Annotated in this window: 17 protein-coding genes; 10 read left to right on the top strand and 7 right to left on the bottom strand. The window is 51.8% G+C overall.

Annotated elements, in window-relative coordinates; all coding sequences use genetic code 11:
* The 9 genes from B051_RS0106900 to B051_RS0106860 all read left to right on the top strand — a co-directional run bounded on the left by B051_RS0106900 (position 1) and on the right by B051_RS0106860 (position 11454).
* Positions 1–4539, top strand: a complete 4539-nt coding sequence (locus tag B051_RS0106900) for a translocation/assembly module TamB domain-containing protein (protein WP_018477454.1) — start codon at positions 1–3, stop codon at positions 4537–4539.
* 103 nt (positions 4540–4642) lie between these two features.
* A complete protein-coding gene (locus B051_RS0106895) occupies positions 4643–5542 on the top strand; it encodes a cell division protein FtsX (protein WP_018477453.1) in 900 nt (299 codons plus the stop codon).
* Position 5543: 1 nt separating this feature from the next.
* The gene (locus B051_RS0106890; protein WP_018477452.1) at positions 5544–5759 is read left to right on the top strand and encodes a DUF3098 domain-containing protein; all 216 of its coding nucleotides are present in this window, start codon (positions 5544–5546) and stop codon (positions 5757–5759) included.
* Between the two features lie 4 nt (positions 5760–5763).
* The gene (locus tag B051_RS0106885; protein WP_018477451.1) at positions 5764–6597 is read left to right on the top strand and encodes an undecaprenyl-diphosphate phosphatase; all 834 of its coding nucleotides are present in this window, start codon (positions 5764–5766) and stop codon (positions 6595–6597) included.
* Position 6598: 1 nt separating this feature from the next.
* Entirely contained in the window at positions 6599–7294 is a 696-nt protein-coding gene (truB, locus tag B051_RS0106880; RefSeq protein ID WP_018477450.1) for a tRNA pseudouridine(55) synthase TruB, read from the top strand.
* Positions 7278–8207: a bifunctional riboflavin kinase/FAD synthetase gene (locus tag B051_RS0106875; RefSeq protein ID WP_018477449.1), complete on the top strand. Its 930-nt coding sequence runs from the start codon at positions 7278–7280 to the stop codon at positions 8205–8207. Before truB ends, B051_RS0106875 begins: the two co-directional genes overlap by 17 nt.
* A gap of 172 nt (positions 8208–8379) precedes the next feature.
* Complete coding sequence (locus tag B051_RS0106870) at positions 8380–9078, top strand: CoA transferase subunit A (RefSeq protein ID WP_018477448.1); 699 nt, start codon at positions 8380–8382, stop codon at positions 9076–9078.
* 11 nt (positions 9079–9089) lie between these two features.
* Entirely contained in the window at positions 9090–9746 is a 657-nt protein-coding gene (locus B051_RS0106865; RefSeq protein WP_026236236.1) for a 3-oxoacid CoA-transferase subunit B, read from the top strand.
* Between the two features lie 157 nt (positions 9747–9903).
* Positions 9904–11454: a bifunctional GNAT family N-acetyltransferase/carbon-nitrogen hydrolase family protein gene (locus tag B051_RS0106860; RefSeq protein ID WP_018477446.1), complete on the top strand. Its 1551-nt coding sequence runs from the start codon at positions 9904–9906 to the stop codon at positions 11452–11454.
* An 81-nt stretch (positions 11455–11535) separates the two neighbouring features.
* Here B051_RS0106860 and B051_RS0106855 read toward each other — a convergent pair whose 3' ends face one another.
* The 7 genes from B051_RS0106855 to B051_RS0106825 form a co-directional block, all read right to left on the bottom strand.
* Entirely contained in the window at positions 11536–12453 is a 918-nt protein-coding gene (locus tag B051_RS0106855; protein WP_018477445.1) for a hypothetical protein, read from the bottom strand.
* Between the two features lie 196 nt (positions 12454–12649).
* The gene (locus tag B051_RS0106850) at positions 12650–13930 is read right to left on the bottom strand and encodes an O-antigen ligase family protein (RefSeq protein ID WP_018477444.1); all 1281 of its coding nucleotides are present in this window, start codon (positions 13928–13930) and stop codon (positions 12650–12652) included.
* Between the two features lie 2 nt (positions 13931–13932).
* Positions 13933–15201 carry an O-antigen ligase family protein gene (locus B051_RS0106845; RefSeq protein WP_018477443.1) on the bottom strand — a complete coding sequence of 423 codons (1269 nt, stop codon included), beginning with the start codon at positions 15199–15201 and terminating at the stop codon, positions 13933–13935.
* A complete protein-coding gene (locus B051_RS0106840) occupies positions 15194–16282 on the bottom strand; it encodes a glycosyltransferase family 4 protein (RefSeq protein ID WP_169336203.1) in 1089 nt (362 codons plus the stop codon). The genes B051_RS0106845 and B051_RS0106840 overlap by 8 nt, the downstream gene beginning before the upstream one ends.
* 32 nt (positions 16283–16314) lie before the next feature.
* The gene (locus tag B051_RS0106835) at positions 16315–17463 is read right to left on the bottom strand and encodes a glycosyltransferase family 4 protein (RefSeq protein ID WP_157578667.1); all 1149 of its coding nucleotides are present in this window, start codon (positions 17461–17463) and stop codon (positions 16315–16317) included.
* A complete protein-coding gene (locus B051_RS0106830) occupies positions 17447–18379 on the bottom strand; it encodes a hypothetical protein (protein WP_018477440.1) in 933 nt (310 codons plus the stop codon). The genes B051_RS0106835 and B051_RS0106830 overlap by 17 nt, the downstream gene beginning before the upstream one ends.
* Before the next feature lie 91 nt (positions 18380–18470).
* Complete coding sequence (locus tag B051_RS0106825) at positions 18471–19751, bottom strand: flippase (protein WP_018477439.1); 1281 nt, start codon at positions 19749–19751, stop codon at positions 18471–18473.
* A 394-nt stretch (positions 19752–20145) separates the two neighbouring features.
* Here B051_RS0106825 and B051_RS0106820 point away from each other — a divergent pair, with 394 nt between their 5' ends.
* Complete coding sequence (locus B051_RS0106820; RefSeq protein WP_033316753.1) at positions 20146–21288, top strand: glycosyltransferase family 4 protein; 1143 nt, start codon at positions 20146–20148, stop codon at positions 21286–21288.
* The last annotated feature ends 82 nt before the right edge of the window (positions 21289–21370 follow it).

Raw genomic sequence — 21370 nt, 5'->3', positions numbered from 1 at the left:
TTGGAAAAAGAACAGTCCATAAATTACTTCAAAGTTATAGGAAAAGCCATTCTAAAAATAGTATTGGCCCTAATCCTGTTGCTTTTGGTGGTGTTTGGGGTCTTTTTTGTGGCCATACGCTACCCAGGCGTGCAGACGAAGATGGCCCAGAAAGCGGCCGACTACATCTCCCGCACCATCGGCCACGACGTAACCATCGGGCGCGTGGACATCGAGTTCTTCAGCAACGTGATCCTGGAGCGGGTGCGGGTGCTTGATTATCGGGGTGAGGAGATGTTCTACGTAGGGCGGGCCGAGGCAGACATCAGCGTCTTTTCCATCTTCCAGCCCAACACCCTGAGTATCGCCACCCTGGAACTGCAGGAGCCGCGGGCCAATCTGGTGAAGTACGCCGGCACCGATTCCCTCAACCTGACCACCTTCCTGACCTCGCTCGGGGACCTGATTACCAAAGACACCACCAAGCCCGCTCAACCCTTCAGCTTCTCCATCGAGGAACTGGTCCTGAAAAACGGCAGCTTCACCTACGACGATTTCAACAAGCCCCGTGCGGACTACGGCATCGATTACTTCCACATGGCCATCGACAGTGTCTCTGGGCGCTTCACCGAGTTTGAGCCGGGCGACACGCTGAAGGTACGGGTGACGGACCTGACAGCCAATGAGAAGCCCTCTGGTATTCAGCTTCACAACCTGGACGTGCGCATGACCTACGCTCCTACCTTCTGGGAGTGGGATGAGCTCGACTTAAGGGTCAACCGCAGCAACCTGCAGCACTTCGTCCGCTTTGACTACAGCCGCTTCGGGAACTTCTCTTACTTTATGGACAGCGTGAATGTCACCGCTAACCTCCACGAAACGCAGGTATACTCCAAGGACATCGCCCTCTTTGCCCCTCCCCTCAAAGAATACGACGAGAATGCCTACATCGCCTCGGCGGAGGTAGAGGGGACCGTAGCCGATTTTATAGCTAACAACCTGGACGTTCGTTATGGCCAGCATACCCATATTGTGGGCAATATGTCTGTGGACGGCCTACCCAACTGGGGTGAGGTTTTTGCCAATGTACGTCTACGCCCTTCCACTTTGAGTGCAGAGGACCTAAAGCAGTTCCTACCGAAGGAGGCCTATACCATCGCCGCAAGGCTGGGCACTGTCAAGGTTGACGGCAGGTTCCTGGGCTTCTACAACGACTTTGTGGCCAATGGCAGTTTTGCCACAGCGCTGGGCAACCTGCAATCTGATATCAACATGAAGATTGACAGGACCACCAAAGCCTCCTCCTACCGTGGCCGCCTGAAAACGCAGAACTTCAACCTGGGTCGGCTGGTGGGCAACACAGACCTCGTCAAGACCATCACCATGGATGGCAGCGTGGTGGGCTCTGGATTTAACTTGGGAAGTGCCCGCCTGGATATAAAGGCCGACATCGCCCAACTGCACCTGCTCGACTACAACTACCGCAACATCCGGACAGATGGTACCCTCAGCCGTCAGAAGTTCGTAGGGAAGGTTTCTATCAAAGACCCTAACCTGGTGTTCACCGCAGACGGGGAAGTCAGTCTGGACCAACGCAGCCAAGCCTTCAACATGCGGGCAGACCTGGAGAAGATTGACCTGAAGGCGCTGCGGCTCACAGACAAATCAATCGTGGTGAGCGCCGACGCCGACCTCAACTTCCGGGGCCTCCGCCTCGACGACTTTGAAGGAACCGCCCGCTTCGACAGCGCCACCATTGTGTATGAGGGGCAGCGGGTGGCACTCGATACTATGCTTGTGGAGTCAACTATTGGAGCGGGCCAGCGCAGTCTCCGGTTCAACTCCGATGCATTGGCGCTGGGGGTGCGCGGTGATTTCGATTACTCCGTCCTGCTGGCAGACCTCAAGCAGTTGGTGCAGGAGTATAAACTCAATTTCGAGAGCAACGATGCCGTGACCACAGCTTACTACAACCGCAAACGAGCCTCTCCCGCCCCTGAGTATAGCCTGGACTACGACGTATACCTGCGGCACGTCAACCCGTTGCTGCAACTCTTCGTGCCACAGTTAGCAATCTCAGATTTCTCAAAGCTGGAGGGCTCTTTCCGCCACGGCAATACGGTCATCCTTACGTCCTATGCAAACATTGACACTATCCTGTACGATGATGTGACGCTCTACCAGAACAACCTGGAACTGAGTACCTCTAAGATACAAGATAGCCCTGAGGTGTTGGCAAGTGCCCTTTTCACCTCTGAGAAACAGCTGCTTCCCTCCGTTGGCGAGACGGAACGGCTGCTGCTGGAGGGCATCTGGAACGAGCGCACCATTGCCTTCTATACCAACCTGCTGCAGCCAGCCTATAATAACCAGGCCACTGTGGTCGGGGATATCAACTTCTTGCAGGACCGCCTGCAGGTGGTGTTCGGCAGGTCCAACATCACGCTACGCGAAACTCCCTGGGCCTTTCGCCCTGGCAGTATGGTCTACATCAGCGAGGCTGGCAAACGCCTTGACTTCGAAGAATTCGTCTTCTCCAATCAGAACCAGATTATTCAAATCGATGGCGCCATTGGACAGGACCCAAGCAGCACGCTGCGGGCGAACGTGCAGAATTTTGACCTCCGGAACCTGAACACACTCATGCCACAGACCATCAGTGGCACCCTCAACGCAGAGCTGACGGCACAGGACATCTACAACGATGCCGTGCTCAATGCCTCCATGCGCGTCGACTCCTTTTACATGGACGGCGTCCTGATTGGCAACATCAACGGCAAAGGGGATTGGGTGAATGCCCAGCAGCAGATGGTGGTGAACGTGGACATTGACCGCGGCAACAAGAAAGTATTGACGCTGACTGGCAACTACTACCCCAGAGCTGAGGAAGAACAGTTGGATATGCTGGCTGTGATGGATGAAACGCACATCAAGATTGTGGAGCCCTTGCTGAAGCCCATCATGTCGGAGATGGAGGGGACCATGGAAGGCCGCATCCGGGTGCTGGGCAGGCTGAGCGCCCCTATTCTCACGGGTTCTGTGATGGTGACCGGCGGCCAGTTCCGATTTGACTACCTAGGCACGACCTACCGTTTTTCTGACCGGGTTTACTTTGGCGCCAACAGCATCAGCTTCCGGAATGCACAACTCCGCGACCTGTATGGCAACGTCGGTTACGTGACCGGAGGTATAGCACACGATGGGTTTCAGAACATGGTGCTCGACCTGAACGCCCGTTTCCGTAACCTGATGATTCTCAACACGACCTATGAGCAGAATGAGCTGTACTATGGTACTGCTTTTGGCACCGGCACCGCCAGCGTGCTGGGTCCGGTGGAGAACCTAAAGATAGATGTGAAGGCCCGCAGCAACGCGAACACCCGCATTGTGGTTCCGCTGGACAACCAGACCGACCTGGCCCGAAAGGACTTCATCCGCTTCGTGAACCGCAACGTGTCCGACTCTACAGGTATAGCCGTGGCTGTGGAAGAGCAAAAAGTGGACCTCTCAGGCATCAACCTAAACTTTGACCTGGATGTGACCGACGATGCCTACTTTGAAATCATCATTGATAGGCAGACGGGTGACGTTATCCGGGGTTCGGGCAGCGGGCAGATACAGATGACCATCGACACGCGCGGGGAGTTCAACATGTATGGCAACTTTGAGATTGCCAACGGTGCCTACAACCTGAACCTGCTTGAGGGGGTGGTGTCCAGGGAGTTTCAGGTGGTACCGGGCGGCACGCTCTCCTGGAACGGAGACCCCTTGAATGGCGTGATGGATATCCGGGCTACCTATGTGCAGAACACCGACATCAGTGTGGTGGCCCCCAGCACGTCAGGCAGGTATCCTGTTACCGCCATCGTGGACCTGCAGGGGCCCATCCTGACGCCTGAAATTAGGCTGGGTCTTGACTTTGAAAACATGCCTGCCAGCGCTAGACTGAACCTGGAGCCCTTCATCGCCAATGTGCGCAACGACGAGAACGAGCTGAACAGGCAGGTGTTCAGCCTGCTCGTGCTCCGCAGGCTGGTGACGCCCGGCACCTTTGGTGAGAACGCAGGCGCGGCGGCGGTGGGCGGCAGCTTGGGTAGCCTGCTGACGGGGCAGCTGAGCGGCTTCCTCAACTCCATTGACAGCAACCTGGAAATCGACATCGGTCTGGACGGCATCAGCCAGGACGCCTTGTCCACGCTCCAACTCAGGTTGAGCTATTCCTTCTTCCAGGGCAGGTTGCGCGTGAGCAGCCAGACAGGTATAGGCGGCAACACAACCGCCGGTGGCAGTAACCGGAGTTCCTCCTACCAGGGCAACTGGTCCATTGAGTACTATATAACTAAGAGTGGCGAACTGCGGGGCAGGCTGGAGTACAACACCATACCGGAGACCTATAGGACCCGGGTCACCAACACCCAGCGCGTCAGCTTGCTGCACACCAAACGCTTCGATACGCTTCAGGAACTCTTTGGCAGGGACCGGGAGTCAAGGCGGGAGCGCAGGCGCGAGCAACTGCAGGAGCCCGTCATTCTGGATTCTGACCCACGCCTGAAACTGTAGCGCGAGAAGCCCGGCCCCTGGCAGCCGGGCTTTTCTCTTTCCTAGGGGCTTATTCTTCCCCATTGTTAAATAATATTTCTATTTTTGCGTGGAAGCGACGCGTATGGCAAAAATCAATACCAAGACTGTAAAGAAGAAAAAGCTCGGCAACTACCCGCATGCCATGGTGGTTTTCTCCATTTCCCTGGCCCTCTTCGTGATTGGGCTGTTCGGGATGCTGCTGATTCATGCGGGAAAACTGTCTGAGATTGTGAAGGAGAGCATCGAGATGCAGGTATACCTGCAGCGTGACCTGACACTGGTGCAGCTCGACCGTCTGCAGAAAACCTTTGCCGCCAAAGAGTACATCGCCTACAAGGCAGATACAGCCCAAGTGCGCTATATCTCCAAGGAAGAAGGCGCCAAGGCCTTTCTGGACGAGACCGGGGAAGACTTCATGGCCTTTCTGGGTGACAACCCGCTGCGCGACGCCTACGTGCTTCGTATTGATGCCGAGCATTCTACTTCTGCCCAACTTAAAGGTATAAAAAACGACCTGGAAGGTATAGACGGCGTGTATGAAGTGCAGTATGTCGAGAGCCTGATAGAGTCCATCAATAGCAACATCCAGAAAATCAGCATTTTGCTGCTTGGCTTTGCAGCCATTCTGGTGCTGGTGGTCATCATCCTGATAAACAACACGCTGAAACTGGCGTTATATTCCCAGCGCTTCCTCATCCGGAGCATGCAGCTGGTGGGGGCCACCTCGTTTTTCATTCAGCGTCCGTTCCTGAACCGAGCCGCCTGGCAGGGCATTGTGAGTGGCATCATCGCATCGGCGCTCCTGTTCGGGTTGATGCAGTACGCGTACCACGAGGTGACGGAGCTGAGCCTACTTAAGGATGAGGAACAAATGTACATGTTGATGATAGCCCTGATAGTGATTGGCTGCGTCATCGGCTTCCTGAGCTCCTACCGCGCCATCCGGAAGTACCTGCGCATGTCTTTAGACGAACTATACTAATATGGAAAATAGAAATAAGCTTGCCTTTGGCAGAAAAAACTACATCCTGATGCTGGTGGGCATTGTCCTGCTGGCAGTAGGTTTTATCATCATGACGCTTGACAAGGAGCAGTATGGCTTGGGCTTTATGGGCATTACGCTGGGACCGTTGGTGGTGATGGCCGGCTTTATTGTAGAGCTGTTTGCTATCATGGTGAAGGATAAAACGCAGGAGTAGGTAGATGAACGAATGGCAGGCTATTATTTTAGCCATAGTTGAAGGGTTAACCGAATTTTTGCCTGTATCCTCTACAGGCCACATGATCATAGCCTCGGCCCTGATGGGCATAAACGAGCTGCCCATTACCAAGATATTCGCCGTGAACATACAGTTCGGGGCTATTCTGTCGGTGGTGGTGCTCTATTGGAGGCGCTTTATCAATAGTTTTGCGTTTTACCAGAAGCTGCTCCTAGCCTTTGTACCGGCGGCCATCATTGGCTTTGTGCTCAACGACGTAATCGATGCCATGCTGGGAAGCGTGTTCATTGTGGCCGTGATGCTGGTGTTGGGAGGCGTGGTGCTGCTGTTTGTGGACAAATGGTTCGCCCACGCCAGTGAGGACCGGATAACGTACAAGAACGCAGTCGTCATCGGGTTTTTCCAGTGCATCGCCATGATTCCGGGGGTGTCGCGTTCCGCTGCTTCCATCATCGGGGGCCTGACACAAGGCGTGAACCGCAAGGCAGCCGCTGAATTCTCTTTCTTCCTGGCCGTGCCGACGATGCTGGCGGCCTCCACTTACAAGTTAATCAAAGACCTGCTGAAGCTGGAGATTTCAGACATCGTGAAGTTCGACCTCGTAAAGATTCAGAACAGCCTGGATGTGATTACCGCCGCCGACCTTAGGCTGCTGCTCATTGGCAATGTGGTGGCGTTTATAGTAGCGATGATCGCCATCCGTTTTTTCATCAACTTCTTAACCAAGTATGGCTTCAAGATGTTTGGTTATTACCGCATTGCATTGGGTATAGCGCTGCTGGCCCTGCTGGCGATGGGTGTGGACTTAAAAGTATAAAATGACCTATAACTTTGAAGCAGGCGAAATCCTGTTAGTAGACAAACCACTTACCTGGACGTCGTTCGATGTCGTGAAGAAAGTGCGCAATACATTGCGGGTCAAGAAGATTGGCCACGCTGGCACCCTGGATCCGCTCGCCTCCGGCTTGCTCATCCTGTGCACCGGCAAGTTCACGAAGCGCATCGACGAGATACAGGCGCAGGAGAAGGAGTACACCGGTACTATCACCATCGGCCAGACAACCCCCTCCTATGATTTGGAGACGCCCGTGAGCGAATCGCGCGACATTAGCCACCTGACTGAAGAAGATATTAGAGCCGCCGCCAACAGCTTTGTGGGCACGATACAGCAGATTCCTCCAATCTACTCGGCTGTGATGGTGGATGGCAAAAGAGCCTATGACCTGGCCCGTAAAGGGAAAGAGGCCGAACTCAAGGCGCGTACCGTCACCATCAAGGCTTTTGATATCACAGGTATAGCCGGAGCCGTGGTTTCCTTCAAAGTGATTTGCAGCAAGGGCACCTACATCCGGAGCCTGGCGCATGATTTGGGCCAGCAACTGGGCTGTGGCGCCCACCTCTCCTCCCTTGTACGCACCCGCATTGGGGAGTACAGGCTGGAGGATGCCCTGACCATAGAAGACATACAGGCTATCCGAAAAGCCCAACTGGAAGCGAATGGAAGTAATTCGTGACATAGCGGATTTCCCGAGGCTGAGTTTCCCGGTCGTCACCAGCGGCACTTTCGACGGGGTACACGTAGGCCACCAGAAGATTCTGCAGCGCGTGAAGGAGCGTGCCCGGCAGCACAACGGGCAGAGCGTGGTCATCACCTACTGGCCCCACCCACGGCTCGTGCTCTTCCCCGAAGACAACGACCTCAAACTGCTCTCCACCATTGACGAGCGCACCGAACAGCTGCGCAGCTTCGGCATCGATTACCTGCTCATCATCCCGTTCACAAAAGAGTTCTCCCGCCTCAGTTCCCGCAGTTTCATCTCGGATGTGCTGGTGAAGGCACTGCATACCAAAGTGCTGGTGATTGGGTACGACCACCGTTTTGGGAAGAACCGTGAGGGCAGCTTCGAGCACCTGAAGGCGCGCTCGGCCCAGTACGGCTTTGAGGTGGAGGAGATTCCGCGTCAAGACGTAGACGATATCGGTGTCAGCTCCACTAAAATCAGGAAAGCCCTGGAATCAGGCGACATTCCTACGGCCAACAAGTACCTGGGCCATACCTATACCTTGACCTCGACGGTGGTGGAAGGCAACAAGCTGGGCCGCACCATCGGCTATCCTACCGCCAATCTGGCTATACCTGCCCCGCACAAACTTATACCTGCCAATGGGGTCTATGCTGTATGGGCACGCCTCGGAACGGAACGCTTTCCCGGCATGATGAACATCGGCACGCGGCCTACCGTGGACGGAACCAACCTGACGCTGGAAGTGAACATCCTGGACTTTGACCGCGACATCTACGGCCACACCCTGACCATGGAATTTGTGGAGCAGCTGCGCCAGGAACAGAAGTTTGATGGTCTGGAGGCTTTGAAGGCACAACTCGCCAAGGACAAGGAAGCCACGCAGCGTGTATTGGCAATCTGACCTACTTCACCCTTTATAATCCGTATTTCACCTGAAAACCAAAAGCCATACATTGTATATGGCTTTTTTTATATCTAACTTACCTTCGTATAGTAGCTAAGTTTCACCTTCTGCTTTGCGTGAGGCGCAGGTATAGCACCTAGGTAAAGCAGCCCAAGCTTATTCAACAACTATGATAAATAAAACGGTAAAGAATGTGCAGGAGGCCCTGCAGGGCGTGACGGACGGCATGACGCTCATGCTGGGCGGCTTCGGCCTGTGCGGCATACCTGAGAACGCCATCCAGGAGCTGCTGCGCCTTGGCGTAAAGGACCTGACCTGTATCTCCAACAACGCGGGTGTGGATGACTTTGGCATTGGCCTGTTGCTGCAGAAGCGGCAGGTGAAAAAGATGATAGCGAGCTACGTGGGCGAGAACGCGGAGTTTGAGCGGCAACTGCTGACTGGCGAACTGGAAGTGAACCTGATTCCGCAGGGAACGCTGGCTGAGCGCATCCGTGCCGGCGGTGCCGGTATACCTGCCTTCTTCACCCCTGCCGGCTACGGCACCGAGGTGGGCGAGGGCAAGGAGAGCCGCGAGTTCAACGGCAAAATGTACCTGATGGAAGAGTGGCTCAGGGCGGACTTCGCCTTTGTGAAGGCCTGGAAAGGCGACACGGCCGGCAACCTCGTCTACAAAGGCACGGCCCGCAACTTCAACCCGATGATGGCCGCGGCCGGCAAAATCACTGTGGCAGAGGTGGAAGAACTGGTGCCTGCCGGCGAACTCGACCCGAACATGATACACACACCGGGCATCTATGTGCAGCGCATCTTCCAGGGCGAAAGGTACGAGAAGAGAATTGAGCAACGGACAGTCAGAACCGCTTAAACCAACACGACATGGCTTTAGATAAACACGGAATAGCGAAGCGAATCGCACAAGAAGTAAAGAATGGCATGTATGTGAACCTGGGCATCGGAATACCTACCCTGGTGGCCAACTACATTCCGCATGGCGTGGAGGTGGTGCTGCAGTCTGAGAATGGACTGCTGGGCATGGGCCCCTTCCCTACCGAGGACCAGGTGGACGCGGACCTCATCAACGCCGGCAAACAAACCATTACCACACTACCTGGCTCTTCTATCTTCAACTCCGCCGAGAGCTTTGGCATGATTCGGGGCGAGCACGTGGACCTGACCATCCTGGGTGCCATGGAGGTTTCGGAAAGGGGCGACATCGCCAACTGGAAGATACCCGGCAAAATGGTGAAAGGCATGGGCGGCGCTATGGATTTGGTGGCCTCCGCCAAGAACATCATCGTGGCCATGCAGCACACGGCCCGCGACGGCTCCTCCAAACTCCTGAAAGAGTGCACCCTACCCATAACAGGCCTGCAGTGCGTGAAGAAAATCGTGACCGACCTGGCTGTGCTGGAGGTGACCGAAGACGGTTTCAGGCTGCTGGAGCGCGCGCCGGGCGTGAGCGTGGAGGACATACAGAAAGCCACGGAGGGCCGCCTCCTAGTGGAAGGCGACATACCTGAAGTGCAGGTATAGCAGTAGCACCGGCAAGACTTTGGAAAGCGCAGATAGGCATCTGCGCTTTTTCTTTGTAATTTTGTCAGATGCCCAGGACCTATACCTGGCATTTCAAAATATCATATCAAAACTATACTTGCTTCACGTATACCTGAAGCAAGCAACCAAACGACATATGAGTGAAAAGATAGAAGCGAATTCTGAGCACAGGCTGTTGCTGCGCCAGTTGGAGCTAAAGGATTACAAAGAAGTAAAAGACATCATGGACCTGGTGTACTCCAGCATAGATGGCGCCTGGACCCGCAAAGAGTTCTCCAACCTCCTCAAAAAATTCCCGGAAGGGCAAATCTGCATCGAAGACAAAGGGCAGGTAGTGGCCGTGGCGCTCAGCCTCATTGTGGACTATGCCGTGTATGGCGACAAGCATACCTACGACCAGATTATTGACAAAGGCACCTTCAAGTCCCACGACCCAGAAGGCGATACCCTGTATGGCATTGATGTGTTCGTGCACCCGGATTACCGCAACCTGCGCCTGGGCCGCCGCCTCTACGACGCCCGCAAGGAAATCTGCGAGAACCTGAACCTGCGCGGCATCATTGCCGGTGGCCGCATCCCGGGCTATAAGAACTATGCCGACAAGCTGACACCTGCCAAGTACATCGAGATGGTGCGCAACAAGGAGCTATCGGACCCGGTGCTGTCCTTCCAGCTCAGCAACGGCTTCCACGTGCGCAAGATACTCAAAGGCTACCTCCCAGATGACACTGAATCACGCGCCTATGCCACGCTGCTGGAGTGGATAAACGTGTACTACGAAGAGAAGGAGAAGCTGCTGGGCGGCAAGAAGACCATCGTGCGAATCGGTATTGTACAGTGGCAGATGCGCGCGGTGAAGGACCTGGACGACTTTATGCAGCAGGTGGAGTTCTTCGTGGATACCGTGAGCTCCTACAAATCGGACATGGTGGTGTTCCCGGAGTTCTTCAACGCCCCGCTCATGGCCCTCACTAACGAGGAATCGCCGTCAGAGGCCATCCGGAGTATGGCCGAGTATACCGATGAAATACGGGAGCGCATGATTCACCTGGCCCTCTCCTACAACATCAACATCATTGCCGGCAGCATGCCGGAGTACTACGACAACAAGCTCTACAATGTGAGCTACCTCTGCCGCCGCGACGGCACTTATGACAAGCAGTACAAGCTGCACGTTACGCCAGACGAGTCGCACTACTGGGGTATGCGCGGAGGCCATAAACTGAAGATATTCGATACTGACATCGGAAAGATAGGCATCCTCATCTGCTACGACGTGGAATTTCCGGAGCTGGCCCGTATGCTGTCTGATATGGACATGAAGATTCTGTTTGTGCCTTTCTGGACAGACACGAAGAACGCCTACCTGCGCGTACGTCTCTGCGCCCAGGCCCGCGCTATTGAAAACGAGTGCTATGTGGCCATAACAGGCAGTGTAGGTAACCTCCCGAAGGTAGAAAACATGGACATTCAGTACTCACAGTCCGCGGTGTTCTCCCCTTCCGACTTTGCTTTCCCGCACGACGCCGTGATAGCCGAAGCCACCCCGAACACGGAGATGACGCTGATTGCCGATCTGGATTTGGACCTGCTCAAGGACCTGAACACCGCCGGCAGCGTGCGTAACCTCAAGGACCGCCGCCGAGACCTCTACAACCTGAGCTGGGTGATGCGGCAGGAGGAGTAAAATTTATCCTTCGGATTTACAACTGAAAAGCCCGCTGCCTATGGAAGGCAGCGGGCTTTTCACTAAAATATATACGTCTTCTTACACGGTGGCTGTTTGCTTCCTAGAATCTGCGTTCAGAGCTACCGCCATACCTACCAGAAACGCCAGTGCTCCGCTTATAGCCAGGTACTTCAGCAGGCTCGGACCAGTAGGACGCAACTTGGGCACGAAACCCGTTACAATCTCCACGTTATCCAGTTTCTCCAGGTCAGCCTCCAGTTTCACCTGCTCCTTGTACATGGTGATGCTTTCCCGGTACAAATTCGTCGGGTCAATCGGCTGGCCATAGATGAACCCGTTTACAGGGCCCTGTGGCTCGCTTATGGAGGTCTTCATACTATCGATAGATGATATCTCACCTCTCAACTTAGAGACCATGCTCTCCACCTGGCGTTGCTTAATCCGCTTTTGCTTGGCAAAGTAGCGGTTGTTTTCCAAATAGCTAGTCAGGGCAGGCTCCATGCTCTCAAACAGAGTTCTGTCGTAAAGAGACAGTTCGATGCGGAACGGCGAACCGGTTAGGATGCTGTCCTCCTCCACCTTATCCTGATCCAGGTTAGAGAAATGCATCTCCTTTATACCTGCCGCAGCCGTAGGGCTGATGTCCAGCCTGTCTGCCACCGCCTCGAAGTTTTTCTCCGAAATCATCACCGTCAACTTGTTTAATTGGTCTTCGATGAACTCGTTTCGGATGTTGGCCAGCATCAGGGTCATCGAGGAGGTATAGTAGGGTTTGGTGAGGTAGTAGAGCCCAAACCCAATACCAACTCCCACAGCCACAAAGGCGAGGAGCAGCCCTAGCCGCCTTCGCATCACGCCAAACAGGTAGGCAATGCCGCCTCCTATAGAACGGAAACCACTCCTGATGCCCCCGAAGATGGCATTCAGGTCAATCTCATCGTTGGATACCGGCCGTGGTCTGCCTGTCTCAGAATCAGGGATTCTCTCTTTATACATTCAATAATTGTTATGATTCGTTAATTAGTCACCGTCTCAGAAAAGGTGCTCTACTTTCATCTAGAATTCTACTACTGAAGTAACAACGCAAGATACTATTCAAATCCTGAATCTGCAGTATAAGCCTATATTTCATGCCACAAACTTACTGATTCGAATAAACTCAGTAACACAAGATTCGAACCAGATTTTTTCCTTACGCATGCCGTGTTCTAGCATTTACTTCTTCGATTGTCAGTTCTTCCGAAGAGTTTCCTCTCATACTGCTAAACGCAAACACCGCATTGAAAAGTGAGTAGAACACCACGCCTTTCTGCCTACTCAAGGTGGACTCGGTGAGGCAGCTTATCATAAACACCACCAGGAAAATGGTATAGATGACATGTTTCCTCCTGACAGCCAGCCAGAGTGGGTATAGCAGTGAGGCCAAGAACAGCAGTCCTCCTAGCAGCCCATGCCGCACCGTCTCCTCCAGAAACTCGTTGTGAGCGTTGAGCAGATACCGCTCCCCCCAAAACTTCTCATCGGTATAGCATTGCTGCAAATAGTCTTGCACATCGCCTGTTCCGACCCCTGCTACCCACGCATACTGCTGATTGAGTACTATGAAGCAGCACTTCCATTTTATCAACCTAGGGGTAATGGGGCTATGGACGCCCTTCAGCCTATTAAAATCCTCTATTTTACGTTTGGTGTTCGGTAGGCTAATCACAATCAGTAGCACGGCTACTGAAGCAACTGCTGCCGCTACAAGGTATTTCTTTTTCTTATTGACAATGAGAACATAACCCATGAACAGGAAGAACAGAAAGAAGGAGATGAAAACAGCCGTGCGTGCGGCCAGCATAATCAGAAAAGCATAGAGGAACACAGCCACTATTACAATAACCACCCTCCAACCGCGCTTGAAATCGGCTGCCGCGGCTAGGTATAGCGATGCCGCCACAGCAAAGACCAAGTACATGCCGCTGTAGGCATGGTGAAGGTCAATGGCTTCGTCTATGAACTCAGTCAACCCTATGTCGTTACCCAAGTCGCCATACCCACTTAAAACCCAGTACAAGGACCGGGAGGTCATTAGGAGGCAAGCGACGATGAAGGCCACCAGAATGAGGTGGACGTGCTGCCTGTTGAGCTTATCCGAACTGGCCAAAATCAGAGGAATGATAGCCAGCGCCGCTTTTGCCTCGAGTCGCACCAGACCCTCTTGTATGTTGGAGGTATACAGCAGCCCCACCACCTGCATCAGGAATACACCGAAAAATAACAGGAACAGCTTGTTCGTAAAGGCTCTTCTGAGCTTCTCTAGCAGGTTGCCGGACAAAAGCCAAGACAATGCCAGCAAGCCAATTGCCAGGTTGTTCAGCGGAATGGAGAAAGGCATTGTAAGAGCCACCAGCAGCAGGCTAATCAATTGCAATTTATACCAGAAGGTATAGTCTTCTCTTGAGTATAGATTTTGGATGGTCTGGAACATAATTATTGGGGTGTTGCCTCCGTTGACTTTTCATCTATACCTGCTTCCTCTTGCTTCTTCTGGTAGTTGACGTACAAGAAGTACAACCCCAGCATAATGACAAAAGGCAATGCGTTAGATGGCGTTGTGACACGGTGCTCCGTGAAGCTCATGATGGAGAGGTTGAAGAAAGATATCAGCAGAAAATTCTGGATGACAGGATGTTGCCCATTGTTCTTAAGGAAACGGTACACTGACATCCAGAAGACCAGGAACAGCCCAAGCCCTATAAGCCCCTGCTCTCCCAGGATGTGCAGGTAAGAATGGTGCGCGTGAGAATCATTGTACACTTTCTGCTTCTGCTCATTGGTAGCAATTAGATGGGGGACAACATCCTTATGTTTGCTCGGCACATCATTCAATGAGCCAAATCCTGTACCCACAAGCGGCGACTGCAGAAAACCTTCAACAGCCCTGGGCCAGGTTTCATACATCCGGATGTAGACGTTGTTCAGTTTGGTAGGAACGGACCCAAACTTCTGTGCCACGAACTGGTTGTAGTTCTCATAGATGTTCTTACTAGGGCCCTTTTCGACATATTTCTTGTAGTCCGGGTACGTCTCAAACAACAGGTATACCTGCACTGCAGTCAATAGTACGAATATGAGTGTAATAAGGTATGTTCGTCGGGTATGCAGGAAGTATAAGCACATGACACCAAGCACCAGCCCCAGCATGGAGCCCCTGGAATAGGTAGCGTATAGGAACAGGAGATTCAGGGCAAGAAGGGCAAGGTTGGTATATGTCTTCCTTTCCAGGAAAAACAAGAGCGCCAATGATGCCACGATGCTGTAAAAGCCTCCTGCCCCGTTTGTGGATACAAATAGGCCAATGAAAGCTGGCTCATTGCCCATTTTATACCTGATGTAGGCTATCAGGCTGATACAGGTTGAAAATATCAGGAAACCCTTCAACAACCGGCCAATATCAAATTTAAAGCTCAGGAAAGGCAGAACCAGCAGTGGCAGGTAAGAGATGAAAAAATTGCCATCGTACCGGTAGAAGCCGAAATCCAGAAAAGACCTGGGGTGGTACAGCAGCACGCTGGCTACGGTAAACAATGTAAATAGAAGCAACCAGAAAACCGGCCTCGGAACGCTCTCTTTGTTTATATAGACCAACGGAATCAGCAGCGCCGCCACCAGCGTAGGCAATGGGCTGATGTACACCAGATTGGTCATGGTGCCGAAGAGGCCGAGTATGGTGGCTGCCACCAGTAACTTTTTAAGCATTGTGAGGCGTCCGGCTTAGTGATTCAAGTATTTGTTTCAGCCTCTGAGCCGACTTCTCCCAACTGAACTCCCTGCTTCGGGCAAACCCTTTCTCGACAAGTGACTGCCTCAAGGGAACATCCTCCAGCAGCAGCCTGATGGCATGCGCAATCTCGGCTGGTTGGGTAGGATTTACATAGTAACTGGCGTCTGCGCATACCTCCGGCAAACTGGTTGTGTTGGACACCATTGTCGCACAGCCACAATACATCGCTTCCAGGGGAGGAAGTCCGAAGCCCTCGAACAGCGAGGGGTAAACAAAAAGCTTCGCATGACGATACGCGGCTCTCAGTTCCTCATCAGACAAGTAACCCGTTAGCACGATAGACGGGTTTCCCATAAGCTGTTCCTTAAACTCAGGGTCATTGAATATGCTGGAGGAGCCGCCGGCAATCACCAGCTTCGTATCTTGCAGGCCACTCGCGTTGAAAGCACTAACCAAAGTCTTCAGATTCTTCCTTGGGTCGAGTGAGCCTACGACCAGCACGTAGTTGCCATACTTATTACCCGCTATACCTGTGGCAGAGAAGGTAGCCTCGGAAACGGCGTTGTAGACAACCTCTATCTTGTTCGCAGGTACTGCCAGGTATTCTACGATAGTCCCTTTCGAGTACTCACTGACAGTCAATATCTTTCTGGAGGATTTGGCAACCCTGGGTATGAGCATTTTATAGAAACCGGCGAAGGACTTGGAAAACCAGGATGGGTTCACTAGAAAAGCTAGGTCGTGGATGCACACCACCTTGTTGCTATACAGAATTGGTGCCGTGTTGCACAGGTTCACGAGCAGCGGACTCCCCATCCTCCTTAAAATCAGAGGAAGCTCCAGCTGCTCCCACAGATGTCCAGCCAGTTTTCCCAGCTCCATCACGCCGAGCCGCTCCCCAATTTCAGGATGCACTACCCCACGTGGAGCCACAAACACCACCTCCGGCAGCAGTTCCTTCAAACGCAGGCATAGTTCCACCGCGAAGCGCTGCACTCCGGTAATGGGCTGCGTCAAAAAACGAGCATTGATAACAACAGGGGGCTTCCTGTTCAAAAGCATCGGGTTAATTGTTTTAGCTGTTATTTTCAGGTCAGCAGTGGCTGCGGGGCCATGTGCCGCTCTATGTAATCAGTCAGGTTTTGGATGACGGTATCCCGCTCATATTCCTTCACCCGCATATACCCGGCAGCAATGTAATCCATTCTATTCTGGTCCACCTGAACGATTGCCTCAATCCAGTCGGCCTCTTCCCAGGTTTTCACCGTCTCGCCAGCTCCTTCCACTACCTCTATCATGGCAGAGTTATGCGGCGAAACCACCGGACAGCCACAGGCCATCGCCTCCAGTTGGGGCATTCCAAATCCTTCGTTTAGTGAGGTGGAGACATACACAGAGGCTATGTTATAAATTTGCACCAGTTCTTCACTCGTGACGTAGCCTGCAAAGTGCACCTGCTCCCTTGGGAAGTCTTCTGCCTCTACAATTGCCTTCACCTGCGTGTCGCCCCAGCCTTTGGCTCCGATGACTAACAGGCTATACCCTAACTTGGCCAATGCCGGCATCAGCGACAGCAAAAAACTCAGATTTTTGCGGGGTTCCAAGGTACCAACAAACAAGATGAATTTATCGTGCTGCCCGAACTTAGCCAACAAACTCGTTCTCTGCTGTTCGGAAACCTGAACCGGCCTGAACCTATCCGTGTCGATGAAGAAACCGGAAAAAATATCCCGACAAGCCCTTTCTCTGAAATAGTGCTCCACACCCGCCTTGGTATATTCTGAATTAGTCCATAACATATCAGCCTGTTTGACCGACCTGTCATGCAGCAACTCGAAGAACAGCCGGTTCATGCCAGACATGGTATCTTTGTACTGTTTGAACACCATGTCGTGCACGGTCACGAGCGTCTTCACATTTTTGGGCAGAAAAGGCGGTAGCAAGAAAGCAGGAGCCCAGAATACATCCGGGTCAATTCTTTTCACGATACTCTCAACTTTAGTGAAGTACCAGATAATCGCATAGTTGGGGAGCAGCTTCAAAGGCTCAATGACCTTTATAACATTGTCGCGCTTGACGAGCTTGCTGTCTAGGTCTTCGTTGAAGGTGTCGTTGGCCAGCAGGTATAGCTCCCAGTCCGGCCGCAGTGCTGATATTCCGTTAATGGCTGTCACCACAAAATTAGGTATACCAGAAGGTGAGGTGCGTAGTCCTCTGCAATCAATGGCTAATCTCATCTCTGTAGAGTTCCGAAATGCTGTACTCCCTGCTTTGGTCCAAATCCACCAACACCTTGTCCTTGATTGCCTCCAATCGCTTGCGCCCTCTGAGGAAGTTCAGGTTGCCCTCGCTATCGCGCGACTCCCTGTGTTTTGACTCCACGTAACCCTCTCGACAGCTGTACTTCTTAAAAGGTGCCGACAAATCTTTGCGTACGAAGAAGGCATTGACACCCGAACTGTTAGAGCCAATGAAATCATAGCCCTTGTCTTCAGCGAGTGAGCAGAAGGCTCCTAACGATGCTCCAAAGTAAAGGTTAGAGTGATGTTCCGAGGTTCTGTAGAAACCAGGTTTGTATGGCACGGTCACCCGCTTGTCTCCTCCCAGTATGCTGTTGTATTCGCAGATGACGATGCGCGGGTTGATGACATCGATTGCCTGCCATACCCAATAGTCATTGCCATCAATGTCGACACTCAATAGGCCGATGTCGCCTGACCCGATGTTCTGCTGGATAATTTGGTTGATGTTATCCTTAGTTATAAAGCTGTGGCTGGCCAGCAAATCATTCTTCGCGTAGATGGGGTCGTTCTTGATGAAGTTGATGTGCTTTTCAGACCCATCAATGACCAATCCGGACCAGTTGTCGTTCACCAGCAGGAACCTGGTGTTGGCCTCCTCGTAGTTTTCAACGCCAAATTCCACGAACACCTTGTTAGGTATGTCTATGTTGTGGATGATGTACTGGATGATGCCATCCTCCCCCCATTGGGAGAACACGCGCAGCTCCACTTCCTTCAGTGAGTCAACAGGGCCCTTTACCTTGGTTTTGCCTAGGCACAGGTTGGCCAGCAGCAGCAGGTTTCTCTCCTCTTTCTGACTCAGCCTATGGTAGAACAGGTACCTCAGTTTCTGTTTTATTGAGCTCAACATTATATCATGCTTTTAACTATGAATTTGGCCTCCTGTAATACAATCGACTGTAATATAAATTATTTGAGACATATTAGGTGCCCGTTATCTTCTATTTCACCAAGGAATACTTGGGGTAGAAGCGCTCCAATGTCAGGAGAAAGCCTAAAGTAACAAAGACCTCCGTTAAAATTAAAGCAAAGCTTGTTCCGAGCGCGGAATAATGCTGCACCAGGACGAAATTCAGTATCAGGTTTACCACAGCTGTCAGGAACAGAATCCTCATGTAGCCCTGCTTCTCGTTGTAGGCCAGCAGAATCTGGTAAGGAGGGTTACCAAGCAGCACGATGAAAGGAACAAAACTCAGTACTTTCAGGAAGAAAGACGCCTCCGCGATGTACTCATTTGATATCAAGTAGATAATCTCATCCGAGAATGCGAAAAGCCCAGCGCATACAAGGAAGATGAAGAAGGCGAAAGGCAGAAATACACCTTTGAAAAAGTGCTTCACCTCCTGGTGCGACTGGGTAGCCAGGAAGCATATCTTTGGGTAAATCGCATTGGAAAAAGCCCCATTCACCTGACGCACCGCAAATGTTATCTTTTCAGGTATGCTGTAGTAGCCCACAATCACAGGGTCTGCAAAAAGTCCCAGGATGAACAGGTTGGAGTTGTTGTAGGAGATAATGGAGAAGTTGGAGATAAAGATGTACCACCCGTCCCGCAGTTGCTTACCTATCGCCTTCACGGAAGGTATAGTGAACCTGACCTTAAAGTACAGCACCACCACCAGCAATGCCACTCCTCCCGCCAGCAGGTTGCCTAATGACTGGAACAGAGTAACATAGATATAGTCCTCAGGAGAATTAATGACCACAAAAATCAGGAGCGTGAACAGAATCTTGGAAATCAGGTTGGAGTAGGTGAGGTATTTCATGTTCTCCACTCCCTGAAAGAACCAGATGGGCATCAGGCACTGCCCCACGATGCTGCCAAACATGAAGTAGAAAACCTCCTGCTCCTGTCGGAACTGAGGCACGATGGCCACGACTGATACCAGTATAAAGAAGGAGAGCAGGCAGAGAATCCCCTTTGTAGCCAGTACGGAACTCAAAATTTTAGATACTTTCTTCTTGTTTCTCCGGTGTATGGAAATCTCACGCGTCGCTGACAGGTTAAACCCATACTCAGAAATGATGACCAAGTAGTTTGAAAGTGACTGGGCGATGGCAATGATGCCGTATTTCTCGAAACCCACCACCTTTACTAGATAAGGTATGGTAACCAGGGGCAGAATCAGGTTGGTTAATTGAATCAAACCAAGAGACACAAAACTATTCAATACGGTCTTGTTCTCTTTGGAAAAGAATTTTGTGAAAATATCTGTCTTCAAAAGGTTGTAATATCAAATCTGCTAACGCCACAGGTATGGAGCACCGTATCCTGCCCCTGCTATGACTTTGCAATTTAGCCATGAAACGCAGCAAAAGTAGCGAATAAGTTCTATACAGGTCATGAAATAATTTCACGGCTACCTACAGGCCTCTCTCTACCTGTTCCCAAGTTGAGGTATACCTCCGTCTCATGAGGCAACCTCAGTTTTAGTGTCTATTGCTGCTCGGCTCGAGCGATGATTACTATGCTTGAATTAAAATCACTTGTAGGGCAAACAGTGGCTGCATGCTTCAAACACAGGTCAGGTTTCCTGAAATGTCCCTTAAATCCGCTATATTTACAGCCTTTAAACTTTAGCCTGAAGAAGCACGTGTGCCCCTTATTGACTGACTATGCCGGATAATCTCAAAATTGCTATCGTACACGAGTGGTTCATAGACTTCGCGGGCTCAGAGCGAGTAGTAGAGCAACTTCTTAACTTATACCCTGAAGCAGACCTGTTTGCAGTCGTTGATTTTATGCCCGAGCACCTGCGCAAGCACATGCTCCATAAACAGCCAACCACTACATTTATTCAGAAGCTCCCATTCGCCAGAAAGCATTACCGCAACTACTTAGCATTGATGCCATTGGCGATAGAGCAACTCGATGTTTCGGGCTACGATGTAGTCATCAGCAGCAGCCACGCCATGGCAAAGGGGGTGCTGACACATGCCAACCAGCTGCACATATGCTACTGCCACTCCCCTATCCGTTATGCCTGGGATTTGTATCACCAGTATCTGAGAGAATCCGGCCTCAACAGTGGGCTGAAGGGCTTTGTAGCTAAAATGATGCTGCACTACATCAGAATTTGGGACTATACCACCGCTAACAGAGTAGACTATTTCATTGCCAATTCAGCCTACATTGGCAGGCGCATTCAAAAGGTGTACAACCGTGACGCCACAGTCATTTACCCGCCTGTAGATGTTGAAAGCTTTGAGGTATGCGCCGACAAGGAAGATTTTTATTTGACTGCTTCCCGCATGGTGCCTTACAAAAAGGTGGACATGATAGTAGAGGCCTTTGTGCTGCAGCCCGACAAGAAGCTGATTGTGATAGGCGATGGGCCTGATTTGAAGAAAATAAAAGCGAAGGCAAGCGTCAACGTAACCTTTCTGGGGTACCAGCCTTTTCCGGTGCTGAAAGAGCACTTACAAAAGGCGAAAGCCTTTATTTTCGCTGCTGAAGAAGATTTTGGCATTTTGCCGGTTGAGGCCCAAGCCTGCGGTACGCCTATCATTGCTTTCGGGAAAGGCGGCGCCTGCGAAACCGTGGTAGATGGCAAGACAGGTGTGCTTTACCAACAGCAGACAGTTGCTTCCTTAACGCAGGCCATTCAAAGGTTTGAGACACTGGCAGCAACGTTTGACCCTATCCTAATCCGTGCAAATGCCGAGCAATTCAACATTCAGAATTTCAAAGAGAATCTTTCTGCATTCGTGGATAGCAAGACCAGCCAAATTGTATCTTATAATATGGCAGACATTTAGCGGCCTGATAAATCAATACCCTTCTAAATGAACACTGTACAAGTGAAATCTGATTTGAATCTTATCACATACTAATATTTAA

The organism is Pontibacter roseus DSM 17521 (assembly GCF_000373265.1).
GTDB classification, from domain to species: Bacteria; Bacteroidota; Bacteroidia; order Cytophagales; family Hymenobacteraceae; genus Pontibacter; species Pontibacter roseus.
This window is presented reverse-complemented; position numbering and strand designations above follow the sequence as displayed.

Coding starts and splice junctions, on each gene's coding strand:
- B051_RS0106875 (WP_018477449.1), top strand. CDS start 7,278: ATGGAAGTAATTCGTGACATAGCGGATTTCCCGAGGCTGAGTTTCCCG.
- B051_RS0106885 (WP_018477451.1), top strand. CDS start 5,764: ATGAACGAATGGCAGGCTATTATTTTAGCCATAGTTGAAGGGTTAACC.
- B051_RS0106835 (WP_157578667.1), bottom strand. CDS start 17,463: ATGAGATTAGCCATTGATTGCAGAGGACTACGCACCTCACCTTCTGGT.
- B051_RS0106855 (WP_018477445.1), bottom strand. CDS start 12,453: ATGTATAAAGAGAGAATCCCTGATTCTGAGACAGGCAGACCACGGCCG.
- B051_RS0106850 (WP_018477444.1), bottom strand. CDS start 13,930: ATGTTCCAGACCATCCAAAATCTATACTCAAGAGAAGACTATACCTTC.
- B051_RS0106870 (WP_018477448.1), top strand. CDS start 8,380: ATGATAAATAAAACGGTAAAGAATGTGCAGGAGGCCCTGCAGGGCGTG.
- B051_RS0106820 (WP_033316753.1), top strand. CDS start 20,146: ATGCCGGATAATCTCAAAATTGCTATCGTACACGAGTGGTTCATAGAC.
- B051_RS0106865 (WP_026236236.1), top strand. CDS start 9,090: ATGGCTTTAGATAAACACGGAATAGCGAAGCGAATCGCACAAGAAGTA.
- truB (WP_018477450.1), top strand. CDS start 6,599: ATGACCTATAACTTTGAAGCAGGCGAAATCCTGTTAGTAGACAAACCA.
- B051_RS0106890 (WP_018477452.1), top strand. CDS start 5,544: ATGGAAAATAGAAATAAGCTTGCCTTTGGCAGAAAAAACTACATCCTG.
- B051_RS0106860 (WP_018477446.1), top strand. CDS start 9,904: ATGAGTGAAAAGATAGAAGCGAATTCTGAGCACAGGCTGTTGCTGCGC.
- B051_RS0106895 (WP_018477453.1), top strand. CDS start 4,643: ATGGCAAAAATCAATACCAAGACTGTAAAGAAGAAAAAGCTCGGCAAC.
- B051_RS0106845 (WP_018477443.1), bottom strand. CDS start 15,201: ATGCTTAAAAAGTTACTGGTGGCAGCCACCATACTCGGCCTCTTCGGC.
- B051_RS0106830 (WP_018477440.1), bottom strand. CDS start 18,379: ATGTTGAGCTCAATAAAACAGAAACTGAGGTACCTGTTCTACCATAGG.